The sequence below is a fragment of the Yokenella regensburgei ATCC 49455 genome (genome assembly GCF_000735455.1).
Classification (GTDB): Bacteria; Pseudomonadota; Gammaproteobacteria; order Enterobacterales; family Enterobacteriaceae; genus Yokenella; species Yokenella regensburgei.
Genome location: NZ_JMPS01000038.1, coordinates 64,365 through 74,899 on the forward strand (window position 1 = coordinate 64,365; position 10,535 = coordinate 74,899).

The 10,535-nt window shown below is 55.7% G+C and carries 10 protein-coding genes and 2 tRNA genes; 6 read left to right on the top strand and 6 right to left on the bottom strand.

The features are described 5' to 3' along the window. Positions 1–40: 40 nt before the first annotated feature. Positions 41–793, top strand: coding sequence for a flap endonuclease Xni (xni, locus tag GYRE_RS11405; protein WP_006818480.1), 753 nt, complete (start codon positions 41–43; stop codon positions 791–793). A 35-nt stretch (positions 794–828) separates the two neighbouring features. Here xni and rlmM read toward each other — a convergent pair whose 3' ends face one another. Genes rlmM through gcvA form a run of 3 tightly spaced genes read right to left on the bottom strand, consistent with a single transcriptional unit; the run spans position 829 to position 3,255 of the window. Continuing rightward, entirely contained in the window at positions 829–1,929 is a 1,101-nt protein-coding gene (rlmM, locus tag GYRE_RS11410; RefSeq protein WP_006818479.1) for a 23S rRNA (cytidine(2498)-2'-O)-methyltransferase RlmM, read from the bottom strand. Then, positions 1,922–2,317, bottom strand: coding sequence for a DUF423 domain-containing protein (locus GYRE_RS11415; RefSeq protein WP_006818478.1), 396 nt, complete (start codon positions 2,315–2,317; stop codon positions 1,922–1,924). Before GYRE_RS11415 ends, rlmM begins: the two co-directional genes overlap by 8 nt. A 20-nt stretch (positions 2,318–2,337) precedes the next feature. Continuing rightward, positions 2,338–3,255 (bottom strand): glycine cleavage system transcriptional regulator GcvA, encoded by a 918-nt coding sequence (gene gcvA, locus GYRE_RS11420; RefSeq protein WP_006818477.1) that lies wholly within the window; start codon positions 3,253–3,255, stop codon positions 2,338–2,340. A gap of 405 nt (positions 3,256–3,660) precedes the next feature. On the opposite strand from gcvA, the gene csdA reads away from it, so the two are divergent. Beyond that, positions 3,661–4,869: a cysteine desulfurase CsdA gene (gene csdA, locus GYRE_RS11425; RefSeq protein ID WP_038255357.1), complete on the top strand. Its 1,209-nt coding sequence runs from the start codon at positions 3,661–3,663 to the stop codon at positions 4,867–4,869. Beyond that, positions 4,866–5,315: a cysteine desulfurase sulfur acceptor subunit CsdE gene (csdE, locus tag GYRE_RS11430; RefSeq protein ID WP_038255359.1), complete on the top strand. Its 450-nt coding sequence runs from the start codon at positions 4,866–4,868 to the stop codon at positions 5,313–5,315. The genes csdA and csdE overlap by 4 nt, the downstream gene beginning before the upstream one ends. Here the strand turns inward: csdE and tcdA are convergent. Together tcdA and mltA are read right to left on the bottom strand one after the other, a co-directional pair. Continuing rightward, positions 5,300–6,112, bottom strand: a complete 813-nt coding sequence (gene tcdA / locus GYRE_RS11435) for a tRNA cyclic N6-threonylcarbamoyladenosine(37) synthase TcdA (RefSeq protein WP_038255361.1) — start codon at positions 6,110–6,112, stop codon at positions 5,300–5,302. The genes csdE and tcdA overlap by 16 nt on opposite strands. 10 nt (positions 6,113–6,122) lie before the next feature. Then, the gene (gene mltA / locus GYRE_RS11440) at positions 6,123–7,220 is read right to left on the bottom strand and encodes a murein transglycosylase A (protein WP_006818473.1); all 1,098 of its coding nucleotides are present in this window, start codon (positions 7,218–7,220) and stop codon (positions 6,123–6,125) included. Between the two features lie 207 nt (positions 7,221–7,427). On the opposite strand from mltA, the gene GYRE_RS11445 reads away from it, so the two are divergent. Beyond that, a tRNA-Met gene (locus GYRE_RS11445) sits at positions 7,428–7,505 on the top strand. 47 nt (positions 7,506–7,552) lie between these two features. After that, positions 7,553–7,629, top strand: a tRNA-Met gene (locus GYRE_RS11450). 86 nt (positions 7,630–7,715) lie between these two features. On the opposite strand, the gene amiC is transcribed toward GYRE_RS11450, so the two are convergent. Continuing rightward, on the bottom strand, positions 7,716–8,969 hold the full coding sequence (gene amiC / locus GYRE_RS11455; RefSeq protein ID WP_038255391.1) for an N-acetylmuramoyl-L-alanine amidase AmiC: 1,254 nt from the start codon (positions 8,967–8,969) through the stop codon (positions 7,716–7,718). A gap of 228 nt (positions 8,970–9,197) precedes the next feature. On the opposite strand from amiC, the gene argA reads away from it, so the two are divergent. Further along, positions 9,198–10,529 carry an amino-acid N-acetyltransferase gene (gene argA, locus GYRE_RS11460; protein ID WP_038255363.1) on the top strand — a complete coding sequence of 444 codons (1,332 nt, stop codon included), beginning with the start codon at positions 9,198–9,200 and terminating at the stop codon, positions 10,527–10,529. Positions 10,530–10,535: the final 6 nt, after the last annotated feature.

Consider the following 10,535-nt stretch of genomic DNA (forward strand, 5'->3'; position numbering starts at 1 on the left):
GCGATGTTACCCTTAGCGCATCTGTTCAGGGAGGAAAACCATGGCCGTCCATCTGCTTATCGTTGATGCACTCAATCTGATCCGCCGCATACACGCGGTGCAGGGCTCTCCCTGTGCGGAGACCTGCCTGCATGCGCTGGAGCAACTCCTCGTCCACAGCCAGCCTACGCATGCGGTAGCGGTATTTGATGACGAGGCCCGCAGCCACGGCTGGCGGCACCAGCTATTGCCGGATTACAAAGCCGGCCGCCCTCCCATGCCGGACACGCTGCATGATGAAATGCCGTCATTACGCGCCGCGTTTGAAGCACGCGGTATCCGTTGCTGGGCATCAGAAGGGGACGAAGCGGACGACCTGGCGGCAACGCTGGCGGTGAAAGTGGCGAAAGCCGGGCATCAGGCGACGATTGTGTCGACTGACAAAGGTTACTGCCAGCTACTCTCCCCCACCGTTCGCATTCGCGACTATTTCCAGAAGCGCTGGCTGGATGCACCGTTTATTGCCAGTGAGTTTGGCGTCAATCCGCAGCAGCTACCAGACTACTGGGGGCTTGCGGGCATCAGCAGTTCGAAGATCCCAGGCGTTGCCGGAATTGGCCCGAAGAGCGCTACCCAGCTTCTGAGCGAGTTTCCAACCCTGGAAGCACTGTATGAGAATCTGGAGGCGGTGCCGGAGAAATGGCGTAAAAAGCTGGTGGAGCATCGGGAGATGGCATTTATCTGCCGTCAGGTAGCGCAGCTGAAAACGGATTTAACGCTTGACGGGAATTTACAGCAGCTGCGGTTGAGCTGATTACCCTCTCCCAAAGGAGAGGGTAAAGAGAGATATCATCGCTCGTCGCGTCGACCACCCACCGCCGCCCACATGCGACGCACATGCACCGTCACTTCTTCGCGGTCGTGGTACAGCTGGCGCGCCTGGATCTGCACGGCAATGTTATTCGCCTTCATCTGCTCCTCAATGTACGCCAGATTCTGCGAGACCTCTTCGTAACGCTTTTTCATCGGTAGCTTGAGGTTAAAGATGGTTTCACGACACCAGCCGTTCACCAGCCACTGCGCCATCAGCGCGGCTACCTTCGCCGGTTTCTCAACCATGTCGCACACCATCCACGAGATGTTGCTACGCGTCGGGCGATAGCGGAAACCATCTTCACGCAGCCAGGTCACCTGCCCGGTATCCATCAGGCTTTGCGCCATCGGACCGTTATCGACAGAGGAGACCCACATATTGCGTTTTACCAGCTGATAGGTCCAGCCGCCCGGGCAGGCCCCGAGATCGACCGCATACATCCCGTTCGCCAGACGTTCATCCCACTCGTCAGCCGGAATAAAGACGTGAAACGCCTCTTCAAGCTTAAGCGTTGAACGGCTTGGCGCATCAGATGGAAACTTGAGGCGCGGGATCCCCATATAGAACGGCGAATTGTTGGTCGTGAGGGAATAACCCACATAGCAACAGCCTGGCGCAATAAAGAACACATGCACCACCGGACGTTTCGGCGTTTCATAGTTGGTGAGGATCTTCGCTTCACGCAGTGCTGCGCGCAGCGGTACCGTGAACTTACGGCAGAACTTCATCAGCTCTTTGCTTTCGTTGGTATCCGCGACCTCAACGCGCAGGTCACCGCCCTTCTCCACCACGCCGGTCAGCATGCCGACGACCGGCGTTACGCGGTCTTCCGGCGGCAAATCACGCAGCAGTTCACCTGCCACAAACATCTGGCGGGCAAAAATCAGCGAACTGAACGGTAAATCGCGGATGATTTTCTCCGCGTCACCTTCCTGATAGCACTCAAAAATCACGTATCCCGCGTTTTCTTTCACACGGGCAAAACCGTACACCTCAAGGCGACCGGCCTTGTCGGTGATTTCCGCTGCACACTCTTTCTCAAAGCCGGGGCGGCAATAGAGAACAACCTTATTCATGAACGACGCCCTTACGTTTAAGACGAATTGCACCAATTAACATTAATACCCATCCTGCGAGGAAACTGACGCCACCCACCGGGGTGACAAACGCCCACAGGCGAAGGTGAGACAACGCGAGACAGTAGAGACTACCGCTGAACAGTATCGTACCGAGCGCCATAAACACGCTGCTCCAGTAGAACCAGATACTGATTCGACGCTGCATGGCCACTGCCAGACCGAAAATCGCCAGCGTATGAAACGCCTGATATTCGAGACCGGTCTGGATCCAGCCCATCTCTACCACGCCTAAAGACTTACTTAATACGTGTGCGCCGAACGCTCCCAGCGCCACAAAGATAAAACCGCTGATGGCGGCAAAAATCAGCATAAAACGACTGGTCATAGCTTTACCTTATGGTCCATTCATTGTTCGTAACGAAAGCGGAATTTCTCTTGTTCGCTTGCCGCTTTCGCCAGAATCCACTGCCGAAAAGCGGCTATTTTACCGAGTTCCGCCTGACTGTCATGGCAAACCAGATAAAACGCGTTTTTACTGACCAGTACATCATTAAACGGGCAGACCAGACGGCCTGCTTCAATTTCGGACTGAGCCATTACGTTGTTGGCCAGTGCGACACCCTGTCCATGGATAGCAGCCTGCAGCACCATCGCGCTGTGGCTGAAAATTGGTCCCTGTTGCACATTAATATGATTAAGACCCAATTGGCGGGTATAAGTTTGCCAGTCACGACGAGAAGCATCGTGCAGCAGCGTATGTTGCGCCAGATCGGCAGGCACTTTCAACGCTTTCTCGCCGGTTAGTAGCAGCGGCGAACAGACGGGAAGCAGATACTCTGCGTACAATTTTTCGACACGCAGCCCCGGCCAGTTGCCGCGGCCATAAAAAATCGCCACGTCGACATCGTCGGCAAGTTTATCTTCCTGACGGTCGACGGCCTGGATCCTGACGTCGATTCCCGGATAAGCTGAGTTAAAGCTTGAGAGTCTTGGCACCAGCCATTGAATGGCAAAACTGGGCAACAAACTGACCGTCAATGCCCCTTTCGCACTCCGGGCCTGCAGTTTGCGCGTCGCCTCGGTAAGCTGGGAAAAGATCTCTTTAATATCCAGAAAATAGCTCTGGCCTTCTTCGGTCAGCAGCAGCGAACGATTACGCCGACGAAACAGCTTCAGCCCCAGGAAATCCTCGAGGGACTTGATTTGATGACTTACTGCGGCCTGCGTCACAAAAAGCTCATCTGCCGCCCGAGTGAAGCTCAGATGGCGTGCTGCAGCATCAAAAACACGTAATGCATTCAGAGGTGGTAATCGCTTGGACATGGTTATCTGGCTTAGATGTTAAGGCAATTTAACAAATAGGAAACAACATTTAACCTATTAGTTTTTTTTATCTGAGACATTATAATTTGTCCGTTGAGGAACTACCAGCAAATACCTATAGTGGCGGCACTTCCTGAGCCGGAACGAAGAGCTTTTATCGGAATGCGTGTTCTGATGGGCTTTTGGCTTACGGTTGTGATGTTGTGTTGTTGTGTTTGCAATTGGTCTGCGATTCAGACCATGGTAGCAAGGCTACCCTATTTTCACTTCCTGTACATTTACCCTGTCTGTCCATAGTGATTAATGTAGCACCGCAAACTGCGGTGCTTTTTTTTGCCCGTGATTCCTCCCCTTGCCCTGACGCGTAAATTGCGCGACGATCTCAGCATCGTAATGAGGAATTCCATGAACGCATTCAATCCCGCGCAGTTTCGCGCCGAATTTCCCGCACTCAGCGATGCCGGTGTCTATCTCGACAGCGCCGCCACCGCCCTGAAGCCGCAGGCCGTCATCGAGGCGACCCGTGAGTTTTACAGCCTGAGCGCCGGGAACGTCCACCGTAGCCAGTTTGCCGAAGCGCAGCGCCTCACCGCGCGCTACGAGGCCGCCCGCGAACGCGTTGCCCAGTGGCTGAACGCCGCCAGCGGTCAACAGGTTGTCTGGACCCGGGGCACCACTGAATCTATCAATATGGTCGCCCAATGCTACGCTCGTCCTCGCCTGCAGCCAGGTGATGAAATCATCGTCACCGAAGCCGAACACCACGCCAACCTGGTGCCGTGGCTGATGGTGGCAGAGCAAACCGGCGCGCGCGTGGTCAAACTGCCGCTCGGTCACGACCGCTTGCCGGATATCAATCAGTTCTCTGCCTGCATCACCCCGCGAAGCCGAATTCTGGCGATTGGACAGATGTCTAACGTCACCGGCGGTTGCCCAGACCTGGCGCGCGCCGTTGCGCTTGCCCATGATGCGGGCATGGTGGTGATGGTGGATGGCGCCCAGGGTGCGGTGCATTTCCCGCTCGACGTTCAGCAACTGGACATCGATTTCTATGCGTTTTCCGGACACAAGCTCTACGGCCCGACCGGCATCGGCGTGCTGTACGGGAAAGCAGAGCTGCTTGAAGCCATGACGCCGTGGCTCGGCGGCGGCAAAATGATTACCGAGGTGAGCTTCGACGGCTTTAAAACCCAGCCGGTACCGTACCGTCTGGAGGCGGGCACGCCGAACGTCGCCGGTGTGATCGGGCTAAGCGCCGCGCTGGAATGGCTGGCGGGAGTTGATCTCACCCAGGCCGAAAGCTGGAGCCGGGATCTGGCCACGCTTGCGGAAGCCGAACTGGCGAAGCGTCCGGGCTTCCGCTCATTCCGCTGTCAGGATTCCAGCCTGCTGGCCTTCGAGTTTGCCGGCGTGCACCACAGCGATATGGTCACCCTGCTGGCGGAATATGGTATCGCCCTGCGCGCCGGGCAGCACTGCGCTCAGCCGCTGCTGGCAGCGCTTGGCGTCCAGGGAACGCTCAGAGCGTCCTTCGCCCCCTATAATACTCAGGATGACGTCTACGCGCTGGTGAACGCCGTTGACCGCGCCCTTGCTTTACTGGTGGATGAATGACCAACCCAATTTTCGCCGGACACCCGTTCGGCACAACCGTAACCGCCGATACGTTACGGCAGATTTTTACCCCACTGAAGCAGTGGGAAGATAAATATCGTCAGCTGATACTGCTGGGTAAGCAATTGCCGACGCTTGCGGATACAGACAAAGCGCAGGCGCATGAAATTGCGGGCTGCGAGAACCGCGTCTGGCTGGGTTCAGTGGTGTCATCTGAGGGGAAAATGCACTTCTACGGTGACAGTGAAGGGCGAATCGTTCGTGGTCTGCTTGCCGTGCTGCTGACGGCGGTAGAAGGGAAAAGCGCCGGGGAGCTGCTGTCGCAGGATCCGCTGGCGCTGTTCGATGAGCTGGGATTACGTAGCCAGCTTAGCGCCTCGCGCAGCCAGGGGCTGGCCGCGCTTGCAGAGGCTGTGCTTGTGGCCGCGCGTCAGGCTGAAGCCTGACGTTCCGCCTTCGCCATCATTTTTTTCAGCGCATGGGATACCGCGACAAAGCCAAAAGTGGCGGTCACCATGGTTGCGGCACCAAACCCGGAGGCACAATCCATGCGCTTCGGGCCTTCCGCCGTGCTTTTCATCGCACATACGCTGCCGTCGGCCTGCGGGTAAACCAGCGCTTCGGTTGAAAACACGCAGTCCACGCCCAGTTTCCCTTTACTGTTTTTCACCACGCCGAACTCGCTTTTCAGCCGTTCGCGCAGCTTCGCCGCCAGCGGATCCTGGATGGTTTTCGCCAGATCGCTCACCTGGATCTGGGTAGGATCGATTTGCCCACCCGCACCGCCGGTGGTAACCAGCGGAACCTTATAACGGCGGCAGTAAGCAATCAGCGCCGCTTTTGGCCGCACGCTGTCGATGGCGTCAATCACGTAGCTGTAGCCCGCGCTCATATACTGGGCTACGTTCTCGGGTGTGACAAAATCATCAATCACCGTCACCCGGCACTCCGGGTTTATCAAACGAATACGCTCGGCCATCACCTCGGCCTTCGCCAGCCCAACGTTGCCACCAAGCGCATGAACCTGCCGGTTGGTGTTGGTCACGCAGACGTCATCCATATCGATAAGCGTAATCGCGCCAATACCGGTTCGCGCCAGCGCTTCTGCCGCCCACGACCCGACGCCGCCAATACCGACGACACAGACATGCGCTGCCGAGAAGCAGTGCAGCGCTTTTTCACCGTACAAACGTGCCGTGCCGCCAAAACGCTGGCGCCAGGCATCGCTGATTACCACAGACATAGGACCTCAATTACCCGCTAAAGACGTTGCCTGCTCCCGGCGCGCTTTTCAGCACCCAGACGCGGCCATAGTGATTGTACCATCCTGCGCGGTGTCCGGCATCCGGACCAATACCCTGGTAAATGTCGAAATGCTGGCCCTTAATCGCACCACCAACGTCCAGCGCCACCATCAGACGCAGTTCATATTGACCGTTGAATTTACCGTTGTTGTCGAGTAGCGGCACTTCTGCCAGCAGCGTGGTGCCTGCCGGGATAATATTGCGGTCAGAGGCAACCGAGGCGCGGCCAATCAGCGGTACCGCACTTGCCCCTTTCACCGGTGCAAACGACTGTGGTTTAAAGAAGACGAATGACGGGTTCTGCTCCAGCAGCTCACGCACTTCCGCTTCGCTGTGCGTTTCGCCCCAGTGGCGGATAGCCTGCATCGACATATCTTCTTTCTTCACTTCGCCGCGATCGATGAGCACACGGCCAATGCTGCGGTACTCCCAGCCGTTTTTACCGGCGTAGCTGAAGAAGTTAAGCGGAGAGCCGTCACCGAAGTCGATATAGCCGCTGCCCTGCACGTCCATAATGAAGTTGTCCATCAGCGAGTTGCTGTAGGCCAGCACGTAGCTGTCGCTGAGCGCACCGGCATAGATGTCGGCGCGGGATGGCAGGCGGCCACGTTTAGGTGGCATGCGGTAAATAGGATACTGGAACGCGCCCTGGCGAGTATGGCGGGCCTGCACTACCGGCGTGTAGTAGCCGGTAAACTGCACGTTGCCGTAGTTGTCAGCGCCCTGCATCTGCCAGGCATCAATACCAAACTGGCGCATGTTGCGGGTGTCACCACCGGCACGCAGCCACTGCTGGACGGCGTTAAACACGTCGCTTTGGCTGTTATAAAGGCGCGGTGAGGAATTACGTACCTGATACACCTGCTCGGAGAAGTCACCGGCGTTGATCGGTGCACCGACCGCATCAGGCTGGTTAACCAGTGAGAACGGCTGGGTGAACTTTCCGTCACTATACTGCTGACCGCGATCGGTCGGTTTTGAAGAACAGGCCGCCAGCATTGCCAGCAGTGAGCCTGTTACCAGATATTTTGCCCAACGTCCTTTCATGGTCTCTCTTCTATATACGTTTACTGAATGCGTGATGAAGATAACAAACCCCCCAGGGTAATGAAACGAGCGCGCGCGGCTAAAACGAAATTTCGCACACAAAACAAACGATTCGTCCCATTTTTACGCGATTAACAGCAATATCAGGAAAATCGTCAAAAAAAGGTTGCATCGAAAAGCGAGCAGAGTATAGTGCGCATCCACGGACGCGGGGTGGAGCAGCCTGGTAGCTCGTCGGGCTCATAACCCGAAGGTCGTCGGTTCAAAATCCGGCCCCCGCAACCAATTAAAATGTGAAAAGATTTACTCGACGGAAGAGTAAATAAGACGGACGCGGGGTGGAGCAGCCTGGTAGCTCGTCGGGCTCATAACCCGAAGGTCGTCGGTTCAAATCCGGCCCCCGCAACCACATTTTAAAGCACACAATAGACACCCTGACGGGTGTTTTTTTGTTTCTGGCGTCCGTAAAAAAAGGCGCTTTTCAGCGCCTGCTACTTATCCCCGTCGTGCCAGCGTCGCCCCATCGGCGAAGTAGGCTTTAATTCCTGCCAGAATAGACTCTGCCACTTCCTGCTGGAATTTCGCGGTCTTGAGCTTACGCTCTTCTTCAACGTTACTGATAAACGCGGTTTCTACCAGAATAGAAGGGATATCCGGCGCTTTCAGCACCGCGAACCCCGCCTGTTCGACTTTGTTCTTGTGCAGGTCATTCACCTGCCCTAGCTTCTGCAGTACCGCTTTCCCGAACTTCAGACTGTCGTTAATGGTCAGCGACTGCACCATATCGAACATGGTGTGGTCGAGATAGCGATCCCCACTTTTACTTACCCCACCGATAAGGTCAGAGGCGTTCTGTGTTTCAGCGAGAAATTTCGCGGCGGTACTGGTTGCACCTTTCGTCGACAGTGCAAACACCGAAGAGCCGCTCGGTTGTCGGCTGGTAAAGGCATCCGCATGGATGGACACAAACAGATCGGCGCGCTGCTTCTGCGCCTTGGCAACACGCACCTTCAGCGGGATGAAGACATCCTCGTTGCGGGTCATAAAGACCTTCATGTTGCCTTCTTTTTCAATCAGCGCACGCAGGCGACGGGCAATCTGCAGCACCACGTCTTTCTCGCGGGTGCGGTATTTGCCAACGGCGCCGGAGTCTTCACCGCCGTGTCCCGGATCGAGCATGATGACTATCGGACGATCGCGACCCGCTTTACCCGGCTGCGGGCCGCTTTGCGCAGGCGGCACCTGGCTCTCAAGGGATCCTTTATTGTAATCCTCGAGCAGTGCCAGCAGCGGATCCTGAATCTCCTGAGCGTTGGAAGGATAGAGATCCATCACCAGACGCTCTTTGAAACCCGCCACCGGTGCCAGAGCAAACAGCTGCGGTTTCACGTTTTGCTTCAGTTCAAAGACCATGCGCACGGTTTTCGGATCGAACTGCCCTACTCGCGCAGATTTAATATACGGGTCGTCGGCGCGGATCTGCGCTCCCATGCCTTTCAGCACCGAATTCAGATTCACACCTTCTATATCAACCACCACACGCTCCGGATTACTGAGCGCAAACTGGTTATATTTCAGCACCTGTGAGGATTCCACCGTCACACGCGTGTAGGTCGACGATGGCCAGACGCGTACCGCCACCACCTGACTCGCGGCAGCAAGACCCACCCGACTTACGCTTAACAACCACATAGCGCCCGCCCCTTGTAATAAACGGCGGCGGCTTAATGCTGACTGACTTCCCGACATGCTTCTCCCGAGCAAAGTAGCGAATTTAAAACGATAAATATCCAGTTTGACCGAAAACTTTAACCAAACACGCATAAGCTGTCATCCAGAAAAGGGTAAACATTCTTATGTCGTTTGCCATATCGCTATGAAATATCTTCGCCAGAGGCAAAACTTTGGCTTGCGCCAAACGCAAAAACAGAATAAAAATACATTAATTTCGAATATTCATGCACAGAGGGTTTTGCCGTGGTGAAGGAGCGTGGAACCGAACTGGTTGAAGGATTTCGCCATTCCGTCCCCTATATCAATGCACATAGGGGTAAAACATTTGTCATTATGCTGGGAGGAGAAGCCATTGAGCATGAAAATTTCTCCAGTATTGTGAATGACATAGGTCTTCTTCACAGCCTGGGTATCCGCCTGGTGGTGGTCTATGGCGCACGCCCGCAGATAGACGCTAACCTGCTTATCCATCATCATGAACCGGTGTATCACAAGCATACCCGGGTGACGGATGCTAAAACGCTGGAACTGGTTAAACAAGCAGCCGGTACGTTACAGCTGGATATCACTGCTCGCCTGTCGATGAGCCTGAACAATACGCCGCTGCAGGGCGCGCATATCAACGTGGTCAGCGGTAATTTTCTCATTGCTCAACCGCTTGGGGTGGATGACGGTGTGGACTACTGCCACAGCGGGCGCATTCGCCGTATTGATGAGGAGGCGGTAAACCGCCAGCTCGACAGCGGCGCAATTGTGCTGATGGGGCCTGTTGCGGTATCGGTAACCGGCGAAAGCTTTAACCTGACTTCAGAAGAGATTGCCACCCAAATGGCCATCAAGCTGAAGGCGGAGAAGATGATTGGCTTTTGCTCGTCGCAAGGGGTATTCAACGACGAAGGTGAGATTATCTCTGAGCTGTTCCCTAATGAGGCTCAGGCGCGGGTCGAAGCGCTGGAAGCCGCAGGAGATTACCACTCCGGCACCGTGCGTTTTCTGCGCGGAGCGTTAAAAGCCTGCCGCAGCGGTGTGCGTCGCAGCCATCTCATCAGTTATCAGGAGAACGGCGCCCTGCTGCAGGAACTGTTCTCCCGCGACGGGATTGGCACGCAGATAGTCATGGAAAGCGCCGAGCAGATCCGCCGGGCGACCATCAACGATATCGGCGGCATTCTGGAGCTTATTCGTCCGCTGGAGCAGCAGGGGATCCTGGTGCGCCGTTCACGTGAACAGCTGGAGATGGAGATCGACAAATTCACCATTATTCAGCGTGATAACACGACCATTGCCTGCGCCGCGCTGTATCCGTTCCCGGATGAAAAAATTGGCGAGATGGCCTGCGTGGCGGTGCATCCGGATTACCGGAGTTCCTCACGCGGAGAAGAGCTGCTGCACCGCATCGCCACTCAGGCAAAGCAGATGGGGCTCAGCAAACTGTTTGTCCTGACGACGCGCAGCATTCACTGGTTCCAGGAGCGCGGTTTTGCCCCGGTGGATATTGATTCCCTGCCGGAAAGCAAAAAAGAGATGTACAACTACCAGCGGCGCTCGAAGGTGCTGATGGCAGATCTCGGCTAAATCACC

What these genes read in the sequence shown, in the direction of transcription:
- tcdA (WP_038255361.1), bottom strand. Translation starts at nt 6,112, where the DNA reads ATGTCTGTGGTAATCAGCGATGCCTGGCGCCAGCGTTTTGGCGGCACG.
- csdE (WP_038255359.1), top strand. Translation starts at nt 4,866, where the DNA reads ATGACCAACCCAATTTTCGCCGGACACCCGTTCGGCACAACCGTAACC.
- mltA (WP_006818473.1), bottom strand. Translation starts at nt 7,220, where the DNA reads ATGAAAGGACGTTGGGCAAAATATCTGGTAACAGGCTCACTGCTGGCA.
- xni (WP_006818480.1), top strand. Translation starts at nt 41, where the DNA reads ATGGCCGTCCATCTGCTTATCGTTGATGCACTCAATCTGATCCGCCGC.
- rlmM (WP_006818479.1), bottom strand. Translation starts at nt 1,929, where the DNA reads ATGAATAAGGTTGTTCTCTATTGCCGCCCCGGCTTTGAGAAAGAGTGT.
- amiC (WP_038255391.1), bottom strand. Translation starts at nt 8,969, where the DNA reads ATGTCGGGAAGTCAGTCAGCATTAAGCCGCCGCCGTTTATTACAAGGG.
- gcvA (WP_006818477.1), bottom strand. Translation starts at nt 3,255, where the DNA reads ATGTCCAAGCGATTACCACCTCTGAATGCATTACGTGTTTTTGATGCT.
- GYRE_RS11415 (WP_006818478.1), bottom strand. Translation starts at nt 2,317, where the DNA reads ATGACCAGTCGTTTTATGCTGATTTTTGCCGCCATCAGCGGTTTTATC.
- csdA (WP_038255357.1), top strand. Translation starts at nt 3,661, where the DNA reads ATGAACGCATTCAATCCCGCGCAGTTTCGCGCCGAATTTCCCGCACTC.